This window comes from Acetobacter sp. ESL1128 (assembly GCF_058505085.1).
Genome location: NZ_CP196369.1, coordinates 1,613,702 through 1,628,862, shown reverse-complemented (window position 1 = coordinate 1,628,862; position 15,161 = coordinate 1,613,702). Strand labels below are relative to the sequence as shown.

The 15,161-nt window shown below is 60.4% G+C and carries 12 protein-coding genes and 1 tRNA gene; 7 read left to right on the top strand and 6 right to left on the bottom strand.

All coding sequences use genetic code 11. The annotated features are described in order from the left end of the window. Nucleotides 1–25: 25 nt before the first annotated feature. Entirely contained in the window at nt 26–2,173 is a 2,148-nt protein-coding gene (gene recG, locus ACSYTG_RS07570) for an ATP-dependent DNA helicase RecG (protein WP_489782851.1), read from the bottom strand. A 68-nt stretch (nt 2,174–2,241) separates the two neighbouring features. Here recG and ACSYTG_RS07565 point away from each other — a divergent pair, with 68 nt between their 5' ends. Together ACSYTG_RS07565 and mfd are read left to right on the top strand one after the other, a co-directional pair. Next, entirely contained in the window at nt 2,242–2,571 is a 330-nt protein-coding gene (locus ACSYTG_RS07565; RefSeq protein ID WP_489782850.1) for an FAD assembly factor SdhE, read from the top strand. A gap of 50 nt (nt 2,572–2,621) precedes the next feature. Then, nucleotides 2,622–6,098: a transcription-repair coupling factor gene (gene mfd / locus ACSYTG_RS07560; protein WP_489782849.1), complete on the top strand. Its 3,477-nt coding sequence runs from the start codon at nt 2,622–2,624 to the stop codon at nt 6,096–6,098. 65 nt (nt 6,099–6,163) lie between these two features. Here mfd and ACSYTG_RS07555 read toward each other — a convergent pair whose 3' ends face one another. Continuing rightward, the gene (locus ACSYTG_RS07555; RefSeq protein WP_489782848.1) at nt 6,164–7,090 is read right to left on the bottom strand and encodes a hypothetical protein; all 927 of its coding nucleotides are present in this window, start codon (nt 7,088–7,090) and stop codon (nt 6,164–6,166) included. Nucleotides 7,091–7,155: 65 nt separating this feature from the next. On the opposite strand from ACSYTG_RS07555, the gene ACSYTG_RS07550 reads away from it, so the two are divergent. Next, nucleotides 7,156–8,136 (top strand): bile acid:sodium symporter family protein, encoded by a 981-nt coding sequence (locus ACSYTG_RS07550; RefSeq protein WP_086645880.1) that lies wholly within the window; start codon nt 7,156–7,158, stop codon nt 8,134–8,136. A gap of 51 nt (nt 8,137–8,187) precedes the next feature. Then, nucleotides 8,188–9,663 carry a pyridoxal phosphate-dependent decarboxylase family protein gene (locus ACSYTG_RS07545; RefSeq protein ID WP_489782847.1) on the top strand — a complete coding sequence of 492 codons (1,476 nt, stop codon included), beginning with the start codon at nt 8,188–8,190 and terminating at the stop codon, nt 9,661–9,663. On the opposite strand, the gene cobT is transcribed toward ACSYTG_RS07545, so the two are convergent. The 3 genes from cobT to ACSYTG_RS07530 form a co-directional block, all read right to left on the bottom strand. Next, a complete protein-coding gene (cobT, locus tag ACSYTG_RS07540) occupies nt 9,660–11,570 on the bottom strand; it encodes a cobaltochelatase subunit CobT (protein ID WP_489782846.1) in 1,911 nt (636 codons plus the stop codon). The two genes, ACSYTG_RS07545 and cobT, sit on opposite strands and share 4 nt — an antisense overlap. A 30-nt stretch (nt 11,571–11,600) precedes the next feature. Next, entirely contained in the window at nt 11,601–12,608 is a 1,008-nt protein-coding gene (locus ACSYTG_RS07535) for an AAA family ATPase (RefSeq protein WP_086645883.1), read from the bottom strand. Between the two features lie 66 nt (nt 12,609–12,674). Further along, the gene (locus tag ACSYTG_RS07530; protein ID WP_086645884.1) at nt 12,675–13,286 is read right to left on the bottom strand and encodes a J domain-containing protein; all 612 of its coding nucleotides are present in this window, start codon (nt 13,284–13,286) and stop codon (nt 12,675–12,677) included. A 51-nt stretch (nt 13,287–13,337) separates the two neighbouring features. Between ACSYTG_RS07530 and ACSYTG_RS07525 the strand changes: the two genes are divergently transcribed. Both ACSYTG_RS07525 and ACSYTG_RS07520 read left to right on the top strand, forming a co-directional pair. After that, nucleotides 13,338–13,676, top strand: a complete 339-nt coding sequence (locus tag ACSYTG_RS07525; protein ID WP_086645885.1) for a BolA family protein — start codon at nt 13,338–13,340, stop codon at nt 13,674–13,676. Beyond that, nucleotides 13,673–14,230, top strand: a complete 558-nt coding sequence (locus ACSYTG_RS07520; protein WP_489782845.1) for a LolA family protein — start codon at nt 13,673–13,675, stop codon at nt 14,228–14,230. The genes ACSYTG_RS07525 and ACSYTG_RS07520 overlap by 4 nt, the downstream gene beginning before the upstream one ends. On the opposite strand, the gene lipB is transcribed toward ACSYTG_RS07520, so the two are convergent. Further along, the gene (gene lipB / locus ACSYTG_RS07515; protein WP_489782844.1) at nt 14,208–14,918 is read right to left on the bottom strand and encodes a lipoyl(octanoyl) transferase LipB; all 711 of its coding nucleotides are present in this window, start codon (nt 14,916–14,918) and stop codon (nt 14,208–14,210) included. The two genes, ACSYTG_RS07520 and lipB, sit on opposite strands and share 23 nt — an antisense overlap. A gap of 74 nt (nt 14,919–14,992) precedes the next feature. Between lipB and ACSYTG_RS07510 the strand changes: the two genes are divergently transcribed. Continuing rightward, a tRNA-Leu gene (locus tag ACSYTG_RS07510) sits at nt 14,993–15,078 on the top strand. The last annotated feature ends 83 nt before the right edge of the window (nt 15,079–15,161 follow it).

Below are 15,161 nucleotides of genomic sequence, written 5' to 3'. Positions count from 1 at the left end.
CGCTTGCCCGCGCGGTGGGTGCGCCTTAACCGCCGCTAAAAATGCGGGAGGCATCCGCCTTGCCAAAAAGGGTCAGCAGCACACGGGCCGAAGCCGGGAGCCGGTAGGTGCCGGTTGGTCTGGCTCCTGTGTCGGGCAGAATACGCTGGGCTTCGGCGTGGGCGGTGTCGAGCAGCAGATCAACCAGAATTTCCGGGGCCATGCGGTATTCGGGTAGGCCCGACTGCCTGCGGCCGGTCGCTTCCCCCCCGCCGCGTAGGCGAAAGTCCTCATCCGCGATCAAAAAGCCATCTTCCGTCTCGCGCAGGCAGGCTAGCCGGCGGCGGGCTGTCTGCCCCAGTCCGGCATCATGCAGCATCAGGCAGTAAGAGGCCTTGGCCCCCCGGCCCACGCGCCCGCGCAACTGGTGGAGCTGGGCAAGGCCAAAGCGTTCGGCATGCTCAATGACCATGATGGTCGCACTGGGCACATCCACCCCGACTTCGATGACGGTTGTGGCGACCAGAATACGGGTGCGGCCGTTGGCAAAATCCTGCAAGGCCTGTTCGCGCGTGTTTGTGTCCTGCCGCCCGTGGGCGATGCCCACCAGATCACCAAACCGGTCGATCAGAGCAGCCTGCCGGGCTTCGGCTGCCGCAATGTCGAGCGCTTCGCTCTCGGACACAAGTGGGCAGACCCAGAATATCTGTGCCCCGGCATCAAGGGCGCGGCTAATGCCGTCCAGCACATCGTCCATGGTGCTCAGGCTGTGCAGGGAGGTGCGGATAGGCTTGCGGCCAGATGGTTTGCCCTCCAGACGGCTGACCTGCATATCCCCAAACTGGGTGAGTAGCAGGGTGCGCGGTATGGGGGTTGCGGTCATGACCAGCATATCCGCCTTGTGGCCTTTTTCCACCAGTGTCAGGCGTTGGTCCACGCCAAAGCGGTGCTGCTCATCCACTACGGCCAGCCCGAGGTCTGCAAATTTTACGCTCTCCTGCACCAGTGCATGGGTGCCGACCAGCAGCTTGGCAGTGCCGTCCGCCATATCTGCCAGAGCCTGCTTGCGGGCCTTGCCTTTGACCGAACTGCATAAAAACGCAACCGGCACGGGGGACAGGCGCGTAAAAGTTGCAGCATGCTGGCGGGCCAGAATTTCGGTCGGGGCCATAATGGCGGCCTGCGCGCCAGCCTCCACCGCCCGGAGCATGGCCAGCAGGGCAACCAGTGTTTTGCCTGCCCCTACATCGCCTTGCAGGAGCCTGCTCATGCGGTGGGGGGCGGCCATATCGGCCTCTATCTGGCGCAGCACATGCGCCTGCCCGTGTGTGAGCGGGTGCCCAAAGGCGGCAAGAGCCTGTTGTTGCAGGTGCCCATTGCCCTGCATGCTACGGCCGGGGCGGCTACGGGTGGCCTGCTGGGCAATGCGCATGGCAAGCTGGTCGGCCAGGAGTTCGTCACAGGCCAGACGGGTCTGTGCGCGGGAGCGCTCTGCCTGCCAGTTGGTGCCTGTGTGGCTGTCGGGAATACTGTCTGGCCTGTGCATCCATGTGAGAGCGGTGACAAAATCGGGCCAGTTTTTTTGTGCGATCAGGGCTGGGTCATGCCATTCGGGCAGGTCCGGGGGGAGCAGGGCCAGCGCTGCGGTCATGGCCTGGCGGACCTGCCCGGCAAACAGGCCCGCAGTCAGCGGCCAGACCGGGTCCAGCAGGGGAATGCGCTCAATCTGGCGGGCGGGAAGCAGGTAGTCGGGCGAGGTCATGCACAGCCGCTCACCAAACCGTTCGATTTTGCCCGATACGGCAATCTCCGCTCCGGTGGTGGCCTGTTTGGCCTGCCATGGGGAGAAAAAAGCAATTTCCAGCATCCCGGTCCCGTCCGAGAGCGTGGCCCGCCATGGTTGGCGGGTGCGTGGGGCAGGGGCGCGCAGGTCCTGCACCGTGCCGCAAACTGTTGCAATTGTGTCAGCCCTGAGTTGTGCCACAGATGGGCGCAGCCGCCTGTCCGTTACACTTTCGGGCAGGCAGAACAGCAGGTCCGTGACCCGGGACCCACCGGCAATTCTGGCCAAAAGCCGCGAGCGGGCGACATTAACGCCGCTCAGGCTATCGAGCGGGGCGGTCAGGGCCTGCAGGGCAGGCACGTTTGCCCATTGCGGAACCGAAGCGGATGTGAAGGATGGGGGGCTGGACACGGACGGTATACAGGCCTCTGTTTGCAGGCTGACAGACAGGAACAGCCCCGGTATAGGACAGCAACGCCATGCAACACAATTTTACAACGTCTTCACACACGCTTCCCTCCAATGCATCTGCCGGGGAGGAAGACGCTCTGGCGGCCCGTCGTCGGCGGCTCAAGTTCCGTGCCAATCATCGCGGCACGTTTGAGACCGATATCCTGATCGGTGGCTTTGTGGAGGAAACAGCAGACAGCCTGAACGCCGCAGAACTGGCGGACATGGAATCCATACTCGAAATGCCCGACCCCGACCTGACCGACTGGTTGTTTGGCCGTCTGCCCTTGCCGGAGGAAAAAGCAACCCCCATGTTGCGGCGCATGGTTGAGGCATGCCGCGCAAGGTGCGGAAAATAAAATTTTCTTTCCGTAAGGGAAGAGCAGGCAGGACAAGAGAAACAGGGCCTATGACAGCAGACACAGGTGCAGCACCAGACCGTCGGATTGCCACTATTTGGGGCGTGCCGGAGGGGTACGATGCCCTTTTGCTTGCCCGGCGCGCGCGTGAGCATAAGGGGCCTTTGCTGCACATAGCCCGCAACGATGCCTCCATGGCGCGGCTGGCCGAAACGCTGGCTTTTGTTGCGGCCGATGTGGACGTGCTGCGTTTTCCCGCATGGGACTGCCTGCCATACGACCGGGTTTCGCCCAACCCGACAATCGTGGCCGAACGGGTGGCCACACTGACCCGCCTGCTCGAACCCTCGGGGGGGAAGCCGCGCCTTGTGCTGACCACGGTTAACGGCGCAATCCAGCGCGTGGCTCCGCGCAAGACCTTCAAGGGGCAGTCTCTCACTATCCGCACGGGGGAAAGCCTTGACCAGTCCCTGCTGATCGAACTGCTGATCGCCAATGGCTACACCCGCACCGATACGGTGATGGAGGCAGGGGAGTTTGCAACACGCGGTGGTATTTTTGACCTGTACCCCGCAGGTGCGCCCGAGCCTGTACGCCTTGACCTGTTTGGGGATGAGGTGGAGAACATCCGCGCCTTCGACCCCGGTACCCAGCGCTCGACCGATAAGCGGGACGGGCTGGTGCTTTGCCCGGTGTCGGAGTTTTCGCTCGATGCGGCCAGTATTTCCCTGTTCCGCACCGGCTGGCGGGATGCGTTTGGCCCCGCCGCGGCGTCCGACCCCCTGTACGAACATATTTCCGACGGACGGCGTTACCCCGGAATCGAACACTGGCTGCCTCTGTTCCATGAGCAGATGGAAACCCTGTTCGACTACCTGCCCGGTGCCGCACTCTCGCTCGACTATCAGGTGGAAGACGTTCTGGCCGCCCGGCTGGATATGATTGCCGACCATTATCAGGCCCGCAAAATGCCGGTGCGGGAGGGGGAAACACCTTACCGCCCGTTACCACCACACCTGCTGTACATGGACCTTAAAGGGTGGGAAGCCTCCATTGCCCGCCTGCCTGCCGTGGCATTCAGCCCCTATGCGCAGCCTGATGGCGCGGCAGGCATGGATGTAGGCGGCAGACCGGGCAAAATGTTCTCCAAGATTGTGCCGGGTGCGCAGCGCGAGCAGGTGTTTACCCTGCTGGGCGAGCAGGTGCGGGAATGGGCGCAGGTTAAACGCCGGACTTATGTGGCCGCATGGAGCAAAGGCTCGCGCGAGCGGATTGGTGTGCTGCTGCGCGAACACGGTGTGGCAACAGATACGTTTGAGACATGGGAGCAGGCGAGCAAGGCCAAGGCTGGTCCTGTAGGGCTGCTGACCCTTGGGTTGGAACGTGGGTTTGTGGCCGAGGATGTGGCGTTTGTGTCCGAGCAGGATCTGCTGGGCGAGCGCATAGGCCGCCCGCCACGCCGCCGCCGCCGCGCGGATGAACTGATTGCCGAGGCCAGTGAACTGTCTGCGGGGGATCTGATTGTTCATCAGGACTACGGCATAGGCCGGTATGACGGGCTGGAAACAGTGAGCGTAGGCGTGGCCCCGCATGACTGCCTGCGCCTGTTGTACGATGGTGGGGAAAAGCTCTACCTGCCGGTAGAAAATATTGAACTGCTCAGCCGGTTTGGCTCGGATCAGGCCGGGGTATCGCTCGACCGTCTGGGCGGGGTCGCCTGGCAGAACCGTAAATCGCAGATGAAAAGCCGCATCCGCGATATGGCGGGTGAGCTTATTCGCACCGCAGCGGCCCGCGCGCTCAAGGAGGCGCCTGAACTACTCCCGCCTGAAGGAATGTGGGACGAGTTCTGTGCCCGCTTCCCCTTTGTGGAAACAGAGGACCAGTCCCGCGCCATTACCGATGTGCTGGAGGATATGTCCTCCGGCCGCCCCATGGACCGGCTGGTGTGTGGGGATGTGGGCTTTGGCAAAACCGAGGTTGCCCTGCGGGCTGCGTTTGTTGCCGCCATGTCCGGCGGGCAGGTGGCCGTGGTTGTGCCCACCACCCTGCTGGCCCGCCAGCACTACCGTACTTTTGCCGCGCGTTTTGAGGGCTTCCCCATCAAGGTGGCCCAGCTTTCACGCATGGTAACAGGCAAGGAAGCCACGGAGGTCCGCAAAGGGCTGGCCGATGGTAGCGTGAATGTGGTGATCGGCACCCATGCCCTGCTGGCCAAGACAATCAAGTTCGCAGCCCTCGAACTGCTGATTATTGATGAAGAGCAGCATTTTGGCGTCTCGCATAAGGAAAAGCTGAAGGCCCTGCGCGAGGATGTGCATGTGCTCACCCTCTCCGCCACACCTTTGCCCCGCACACTCCAGCTCTCGCTCTCCGGTGTGCGGGAGATGAGCCTTATTGCAACGCCGCCTACGGACCGCCTTGCCGTGCGGACCTTCATTATGCCGTTTGACAGCGTGGTAATCCGCGAGGCCATTCAGCGTGAGCGCTTCCGCGGCGGGCAGATTTTTTGCGTAGCCCCCAGAATTGAAGACCTGGACCAGTTGGCCGAACGCCTGAGCAGCATTGTGCCCGATGCCCGGCTGGTACAGGCCCACGGCCGCCTGTCTCCCACGGAGCTGGAACGGGTGATGACCGAGTTCTCCGATGGTCAATACGACATCCTGCTCTCCACCAATATTGTGGAAAGTGGGCTGGATATGCCTGCGGTTAACACGTTGATCATCCACCGGGCCGATATGTTCGGCCTTGGCCAGCTTTACCAGCTCCGTGGGCGCGTGGGGCGTGGCAAGCAGCGTGGCTACGCGTACCTCACATGGCCGCAGACACACACATTGTCCGCTTCGGCGGAAAAGCGGCTTGAGGTCATGCAGACGCTCGACACACTGGGCGCTGGCTTTACGCTGGCCTCGCACGATCTGGACCTGCGTGGTGCGGGCAACCTGCTGGGGGACCAGCAGTCCGGCCATGTGCGTGAGGTGGGCATTGAGTTGTACCAGCAGATGCTGGAAGACGCCGTAGCCGACCTGCGTAGCGACAAGGGGCGGAGTACGGAAAATGACCGGGACTGGACCCCCAATATTGTTATGGGGCTGCCCGTCCTTATCCCCGATGCATATGTGCCTGACCTGCCAGTGCGTCTGGGACTTTACCGTAGAATCAGTGCTCTGGCGTCTGATGCTGAGCTGGAGGCTATGGAGGCAGAACTGGTGGACCGTTTTGGCACGGTTCCCGAGGAAGTTAAAAACCTGCTCGATATTGTTGATCTTAAAAGACTTTGCAGGCAGGCGGGCGTGGAGCGGGTGGAGGCAGGCCCCAAGGGTATGGTGCTCCAGTTCCGCAACAACAGCTTTGCCAACCCCGGTGGCCTTGTGCAGTGGATGGGCCGCTGGAAAGATGGGGTGGTCCGCCTGCGGCCAGACCATAAAATGGCTGTTGTGCGGGAATTGACCAACGTGCAACGGATTGACCTTGCCCGTAAGGTGCTGCGCGAACTTGCCAATCTATGTGCGCGTGGAATGGCCTGATGGAACACCCCACCAGTTGAGTGCCCAGTGCCCTCCGCACGGAATAGCCCATGCGGAGGATGTGGTTATTTGATGGGGAGGGGAAAACCGTTAACTGTAAGAACGCCACCTTCCCATGTGGTGTCCCACGTATTCTGCTCGCCCGCGCGGTGGCTGACCAGCCTGCCCAGCACAAGGCCTGCGGCCAGTTTCATCTGATGTGCTGCGCGGGCCTTTTCTATCAGTTCCTCCAGATTGGAAATTTCCAGATGTCCGGAGGCGGATGTGGCTGCAACATCCCCTGTTAGCGTGGCCTGACCATGCCCTTGTAGCTTGACCGTGCCTTCGGATGCTTCAAAGCTGCTTATGGTGGCATGCACGGCGGGGGCTGCAGTACTCCGCCCGCCTATGGCGCTCATAAGTGCCGGCAGTTCCGATGTGGGGAGCGAAAACGTAGCATGGGCCTCAGTGGGCAGCAGTTGCTGGTTAAGCACGTTGTGGAAGGATAACCCGCTCATGCTCAGGGTTGCTGCACTGGTCCGCGGGGTGGCGGCACCCTGAATTTGGTAGTGCGCCATTGTGGCGTTGACGTGTGCTGCCCCCTGTTCAACCGTGGCGTTGTTCCATGTCAGGTCGTAATGCCCGCCGGACTGGAGGCTGCTGGTCACCAGTCTGCCCTGTTCCATAAGCCACTGGGTGCAGGCTGCATTGTGGTGCCCGGTCATGGCGGAAACCAGCAGCAGGGATGCTGCCTGCGCCAGATCCTGCGTGGCCTCCGGGCTGGATGCCTGACCGGTAAAGACCAGTTTTTTCACATGCAGGTTGGTTGTGCCGCTGGGGGCGCGTACGCTCAGGTCATGGTAAATCAGGCCTTTGGGTGTGTCTTCCTCTGCGCTGGCGCTTACGGTTGCGCATGCGGTGGGAGGGGCGGCTAGGGCGGTTTCTGCGGTGGCGATGGTGCAAAGACTCACGACCCCGAGAAGATGGAGGGAAAAAGGAGAGTTCTGCTTCATTTCATCATGAAGGTGCCGTAAGTAAAAATTGCAGGCAACAAGATTATCATGGAAGAGCCCCAACCGTGCGCTTTTTGAAAATTGACCCCTTTTTGCTGGGGCTGCTGGCCTCTGTTCTGCTGGCAACGCTTGTGCCGTGCCATGGGGCCGCGGTGCCGGTTTTTCACTGGCTGTCTGTCGGGCTGATTGCGCTCATGTTTTTTTTGCAAGGTGCGCGCCTGTCACGCAAGGCCGTGCTGGATGGTATGGTGGCATGGAAGCTGCACCTGCTTATCCTGAGCTGCACGTTTGTCCTGTTTCCGCTTTTGGGGCTGGCGGCACATGCCCTGTTCCCCGGTCTGTTGCAGCCGGATATATGGATGGGTGTGCTGTTCCTGTGCTGCCTGCCGTCCACGGTACAGTCTTCCATTGCGTTTACCTCCATCGCGGGGGGTAACGTGCCTGCCGCCGTGTGTGCGGCCACGGCGTCCAACGTGTTTGGTATTTTTATTACCCCCGTGCTGGTGGGGCTGGTGCTGAGCCAGCACGGCCAAGCCACAGGTAACCCGCTGGATATTGTTTACCAGCTTCTGCTCCCGTTTGTTTTGGGGCAGGTGTTGCAGCCTTGGCTTGGGGCATGGGCGCACCGGAACAAGAAAATCCTGTCTTTTTCCGACCGGGGTTCGGTTCTGGTCGTTGTTTATGCGGCTTTTAGTGATGCGGTCATGCAGGGGCTATGGCACCGCCTGCCCATGGCCGAGCTGGGCATGATTGCCATTGCGGATTCAGTTCTGCTGTTCAGCGTGTTGGGCCTGACCATTTTTGGTGGCCGCCTGATTGGCCTGCCCCTGAAGGACGAAATTGCCGTGGTGTTCTGCGGTTCCAAAAAAACGCTGGCATCTGGTGTACCCATGGCCAACGTTCTGTTCCCGCCTGCCTCCGTGGGGGTTATTGTTCTGCCGCTCATGCTGTATCACCAGATTCAGCTTTTTGTCTGTGCCGTGCTGGCCCGCAGGTTTGCCCGGCTCAGTCAGGAGCACGATCATGCATCCACAACGCCAGCGTAGCAGTCTGGCGAGGGCGCATTTGTTGATATTATGCAAGAGGAGAGCAAGGTTGTGGCGGGTCTGGATCCTGAAGACTGGGAAGAACTGAAAGCTCAGGGGCACCAGATGCTGGATGATATGCTGGAAAATATCCGCCATGTCTCGCAAGGCCCCGTCTGGCAACCTATGCCTGCTTCTGTGCGCGAGGGGTTCAGGGATGCCCCGCTCCCTGCCAGTGGGCAGGAACTGGGGGCACTGTACCAGCAGTTCACACAAACCGTGCAGCCCTATGCCGTGGGCAACCGGCACCCACGCTTTATGGGCTGGGTGCATGGGGGGGGCACCGCACAGGGTATGCTGGCGGATATGCTGGCCGCAGGGCTAAACGCCAATCTGGGCGGGCGTGACCATGCACCTGTAGAAGTCGAGCGGATGGTTATCCGCTGGGCCGCGGAAATGTTCGGTTTTTCCCCCGAAGCCACGGGGCTGCTGGTAACCGGCTCCTCCATGGCCAACTTTATTGCCATCCTGACTGCCACTCGCAATGTGAGCGGAGGGCAGGACCTGCGGCAGCAGGGTGTTGGTGGCCGCAGGCTGGTGGGTTATGCGGGCGAGAGCGCACATGGTTGCGTAGCCCGTGCGTTTGATATGGCAGGGCTGGGCGAGCAGGCCTTGCGCCGTGTGCCAATGGACAGCGCATTCCGTATGGATATGGCAGCCCTTGAGCGCATGATTGCGCAGGACAGGGCTGCCGGGCTTGAGCCGTTTCTGGTTGTTGGTACGGCAGGAACGGTGGATACGGGCAGCATTGACCCGCTGAATGCACTGGCCGATCTGGCTGCGCGGGAGGGGCTCTGGTTCCATGTGGATGGGGCTTTTGGTGCGCTGGCAAAGCTTGCACCTGACCTGGCCCCTTTGCTTGCTGGTCTGGAACGGGCCGATAGTCTGGCCTTTGATTTTCATAAATGGGCACAGGTTCCATACGATGCAGGCTGCGTGCTGGTGCGCGAGCCGGGCAGGCAGGCGGCGGCTTTTGCGCAATCCCTCGCATATCTCTCACGCGAGGATAGGGGGCTTGCTGCAGGTGCCCCATGGTTTTGTGATCTGGGGCCGGATCTCTCACGCGGGTTTCGGGCACTCAAGGTCTGGTTTGCGCTGGCAGGGTTTGGCACCCAAAAGCTGGGGCAGGTAGTAACCCAGTCCTGTGCACTGGCGCAGGAACTGGCACGGCAGGTGCAGGCCACGGCCCAGTTGCAACTGCTGGCACCTGTAACGCTGAATGTTGTGTGTTTCCGTGTGGCGGCACCTGATGTGGAGGACCTTGACCGTTTGAATGGAGAACTGGTCAAGGACCTGCAACTGAGCGGCGTAGTTGCGCCATCCACCACCCGGATCGGGGGTGTGCTGGCTATTCGTGTGGCACTGGTTAACCACCGCACGACCAAGGCAGACATTGCTATTCTGCTTGACGCCGTACACTCCTTTACGGAAGTGCGTCTGGCGCATGCGAAGATGATGAAAGAACTGGCGGATACGCCGCAGGCTTAAGCCCGCTTGCGCATCCGCTTTTCATCAAACAGGGCGGAAAGGGACTGGAGCATGGTTCCGCCCAGTTCCTCCGCATCGGTAATGGTAACGGCCCGCTGGTAATAACGGGTTACGTCATGGCCAATACCTATGGCGCTTAGCTCCACCGGGCTGCGGTTTTCAATCATGCTGATCACCTCGCGCAGGTGGTCCTCGAGATAAGAGGCCGGGTTGACGGACAGTGTGCTGTCATCCACCGGAGCGCCGTCCGAGATCACCATAAGAATCTTGCGGGCCTCGGGGCGGCTTTTAATACGCCGCCATGCCCAGAGCAGGGCCTCGCCGTCTATGTTTTCCTTCAGCAGCCCTTCACGCAGCATCAGGCCCAGATTGGTGCGTGCGCGCCGCCACGGTGTGTCCGCACCCTTGTAAACAATGTGGCGCAGATCGTTCAGGCGGCCGGGGTTTTCGGGCTTGTTGTTCTGTACCCAGAGTTCGCGGCTTTGCCCGCCTTTCCATGCACGGGTGGTAAAGCCCAGAATTTCCACTTTCACACCGCAGCGTTCAAGTGTGCGTGCCAGAATATCCCCGCAGGATGCGGCAACGGAAATGGGGCGACCGCGCATGGAGCCGGAATTGTCGATCAGCAGCGTGACCACTGTATCGCGGAACTCCGTATCTTTTTCCTGCTTGTAGGAGAGGGACAGGCGCGGATTGACTACAATGCGCGACAGCCTGCCTGCATCCAGCATACCCTCTTCCAGATCAAACGACCAGGAGCGGGTCTGTTGCGCCATAAGACGGCGCTGGAGCCGGTTGGCCAGACGGGAGACAACCCCGTGCAGCGTGGCTAATTGCAGGTCAAGCTGGTGCCGCAGGCGGGAGAGTTCCTCGGGGTCGCACAGGTTTTCGGCCAGAATTTCTTCATCAAAACTGGTGGTGTAGGCGTGGTAGCCTTTGGCGGTCTGGCCCGGTTCTATCTCTTTACGGTTGCCCGGTCCTGCGGCATCCCCCGTGCCTTCGGCAGAGCCGGACTCCTGCTCTACCTCTGGGGTATTGTCGGCTGCATCCGCACTGCCCGCCATAAGCTGGGGTTCGGACACCGCATCGGACATATCCGGTGCCACGCCGGAGGTTTCGTCCTCCTGCTCGGGGGGGGGCTGTTCGCTTTCATCCTCGTTGGTGTCTGGCGCATTGCCCGAATTTTCGTCCTCTTCCTCCTGATCAGAGAGGGAGTCGTCATCGGTTAGTGCGCAGGCGGCCAGCAGTTTGCGGGCCGCGCGGGAGTAGGCTTTCTGGCTATCCTGGTCAGCGGCCAGCGTATCCAGTGCGGCCAGTGCGTCTTCCGGCAGGCTCTGCTTCCACTGCTCCATAATGGCACGGGCTGATTCGGGCAGGGGTTCGCCTGTCAGCTTTTCACGCGCCAGCAGTTCCAGCCCCACAACGGGGGAAAGCTGGGCGGCATCGGTCATATGATCCAGACCAGCAGCGCGGATTTCCTGCTCCAGCCTGTGGCGCAGGTTGGCGGCAACGCCTTTCATGTGGCGGGCCCCTACGGCTTCCACACGGGCCTGCTCCAGTGCGTCATACACTTCGCGGGCAATGGTGTCTGCCGGTCGGCGTGCGGCATGTAGGTCAAAATCGTGGTGTTTCAGCCGCAGCGCCTGTGCGTCTGCCGCACCACGCAGGCGCTGTGCTTCTTCCTCATTCAGGTTGAGGGAGGGGGAGGAGAGGCGAATTTTCTCCCCCAGACTGATCGGAGCCATGGGCATGTTGCCGCTATGGAAGGAGACATTGGTCTCCTTCCGCCCGCCGAGGGCGCGTAGCGTTGCCTCGGTTGCCTGTTTAAAGGCATCGGCCCGTTTTTCCGCCTCCTCGCGGGAGAGGCGGATGGACGGGTTGCCCGTGTTGTTTGCCTGATCAGCCATAACGCCCCCTGTCTGTGTAGATTATTTCTGTCAGGCAGGGCGCTTGGGCAGGGGGCTGCTGTTAAAACAACGCTGGTAATATTCTGCCACCATGCCGCGCTCGGCCTCGTCACACTTGTTGAGGAATGTTACGCGGAAGGCAAAGGCCAGATCCTTGAAAATAAGGTCATTTTCTGCCCACGCGATAACCGAACGGGGGGACATAACAGTGGACAGATCCCCCGCCATGAATCCTGCGCGCGTCAGCCCGGCCAGAGCCACCATATTGCCAATTTTTTCACGCTCGGCCTTGTCGTCCGCCGCAATGCCCAGACGGGAGCAGACAATGCCGACTTCCTGCGCATGGGGCAGGTAGTTGAGCGAGGTCACAATGTTCCAGCGGTCCATCTGCCCCTGATTGATCTGCTGGGTGCCATGGTACAGGCCAGTAGTATCGCCCAGCCCCACAGTGTTGGCCGTGGCAAACAGGCGGAACCACGGGTTGGGGGTAATGACGCGGTTCTGGTCAAGCAGGGTCAGCTTGCCCTCGACTTCCAGAATACGCTGGATAACGAACATGACATCCGGCCGCCCGGCATCGTATTCATCAAACACCAGTGCGCAGGGGCGTTGCAGACACCATGGCAGCAGCCCTTCCTGAAACTCGGTGACCTGCTGGCCATCCTTGACCACAATGGCATCCTTGCCCACCAGATCTATGCGCGAAACGTGGCTGTCCAGATTGATGCGGATGCACGGCCAGTTCAGGCGCGCTGCAATCTGCTCCACATGGGAGGATTTGCCCGTACCATGGAAGCCCTGCACCATAACGCGACGGTTAAAGGCAAAGCCTGCCAGAATGGCCAGCGTTGTATCGTGGTCAAACAGGTAGGCCGTATCAATCGGGGGGACATGCTCGGTACGCAGGGAGAAGGCGGGAACCTTCAGGTCGGAATCGATCCCGAATACCTCACGGACGCTGACTTCCGTATCCGGTACGGAAACCGCCGAAATGGGCGGAAGATCAAGAGCTGCTGTCTGGGGGCTGGAATCCGTCATGATTATCCGTCTGATCGTAAGGGGTTCAAAACAAAACCGGCGGGCATACCGGAGCAGGATACATGATCAGCCTGCTTTTTCGAGTTCTTCCGTCTGCAGATGTGCCTTCACAATAGTAAAGGCAACGTTGATCTTTTTCAGACGTTCCTCTGCCGCAAGGTCCCCCTGATTGGTATCAGGGTGATGTTTGCGGGCAAGGGCGCGGTAATGCGTTTTGGCATTTGCCAGCGTAACCGGCCAGTCCAGCCCCAGAACGGCGAGTGGTTCGCGCAGATGGGCAGGAATCCGTGGCTCGGCCTGTGCGCGGGCCCGGTCAGCGCGGGCGCGGCGGTTCTGACCCAGTATGTCCAGTGGGTCCAGAATATCTTCTTCGTTCGGCATGGTGCGTTTGCTCTGGCCCGGACCTTGGCCAAATGTCCATGTTGGCCGGTCCCAGCTTATATCGGCCCGCAGATGTGCCTCTATCTGGCCGGGAGACATGCCTTTGTAATAGTCCCATCGTGCATTGTATTCACGCACATGCTCCAGACAGAACCAATAATACTGGTTCAGGCTATCGCGGGAGCGGGGCGCGCGGTATCCTGCCGGGCTTGTGCAGTCCGGCATGTCGCAGCAGCGCTGCGGCGCGTTGGGATCAGGATCAAACGCGCGGGGACGGGTGTTCCTTCGCTTCATCATTCATCGTTATTTGCGTTGCAAATGCTTTGGTCGCAAGAGGTGAGTTGCCATATGACCAGTCTTTCAGGCCCAACATCATCCTCCATATCGGGTGCCACGCGCGCCGTGCGGGTGCGCAAAGTGCTGGAAACAGCGCTTTTTCCGACCAGATTGGACATACAGGACGAAAGCCACCGCCATGCCCACCATGTGGAGCAGACGCGCGGCCCCAATGCCGGTGCGACGGAAACGCACTTCCGCCTTTATATTGTCTCACCTGTGTTTGAAGGCATGAGTCGCGTTGCACGCTCACGCAAGGTGCATGACCTGCTGGCCCCCGAACTGGCCGATGGCCTGCACGCACTGGCGCTAACCCTGCGCACCCCGGCAGAAGAAGAGGCAACTGTATGAGCAAGGGGGTCTTCAGCCGTCGTTCCCTATTTGCTCTTGCGCCACTTGTGCTTGCCGCCTGTGCAACGCAGCAGGTGGGGGGAGGGCCACAAAACGCCACGGTCAACCGGGTGGAGGCATATTTCCGCACGGTTAACCTGCAGGATGCGCCGTTTACGCAGATATGGCCTAATGGTGCCAGTGGCAGTGGGCTGATCACCTACCGCCCCGGTTATCTGGACATGCGCTTTACCACCCCGCATGAGATGGAACTCAAGGCATCCGAGCGTTCAGCCGTGTTTACGGATGCAGCCAATGGGTCGGTCACTCATATCGGGCTGGGCCATAGTGCGTTGGGAATGTTGTTGAGCAACCCGGTGCGCCTGTCTGGCCCGGTTATGGTTTCCGACGTTCAGCAGCAGCGCGGCCTTGTCCAGATTTCGCTGACCAGAGCGGATAATCCCTCGCAGGGGTTGATCACACTCCGGTTCAGGGACGAACAGGGCGTTTTAAGCCTGTATGACGTGCGTATTCTGGATGCGCAGCGCAAGCTTACGCAAATTCGACTGGACTAGGTGCCACCTCAACAGGTGTCAGGGCAGATGGCGTGCTGCCAAATACGGTGTGCCACGCCGCTGCCAGAGCAAGGTCCAGGTCCTGCATGCTGGCTTTGATGCCCAGTTTTTCAAAACTGGTCACGCCGTATTCCCGAATCCCGCAAGGTACAATGCCATCAAAGTCAGGCAGGGTAGGGGCCAGATTAATGGCTACGCCATGCCAGCTTACCCAGCGGGAGACGCGGACACCTATGGCCGCAATTTTTTCTTCTATCCCTGTCTGCGGGTTGGTAACCCACACGCCCACCCGGCCTTCCCGCACTTCCCCACGTAGGCCAAAACTGGCGAGTGCGGTAATAATCCACGCTTCCAGCGCCTGCACATAGGCCCGCAGGTCGCGCGCGGGGGTGTTGCCATGGGCGCGTTGCAGGTCAAGCATGACATAGGCCGTGCGTTGGCCCGGCCCGTGGTAGGTCCACTGTCCGCCCCGGCCGGCATGGTAGGTGGGGTATCCCGCAGGGTTGAACAGGTCCTCCGCCTTGGCAGATGTGCCGGATGTGTACAGGGGGGGATGTTCAAGCAGCCATACGCGCTCGGCGGCCTCTCCTGCCCTTATGTCTTTGGCAATCTGTTCCATTCTGCTCAGGGCCGCAGGGTAAGGCACCAGTTTTTTGCTTATTTCCCATAAAATTTGTTCTTTGGTCATTGCCGCCTGCTTATGGTTCGGTTATAGGGCTTCCTAGCACACGGTATCGCCTTTTTTGATACCGTTTGTCACGTGCGGTCGTGGCGGAATGGTAGACGCGCAAGCTTGAGGTGCTTGTGGGGGAAACCTCGTGGAAGTTCGAGTCTTCTCGACCGCACCATTTTTCTTTCATGACAAAATGTTATGTTATGGACGGCAAAAGGCTAACGCCTTGAGCCGTTTTTTTTCGTTTGCACGCGTTTT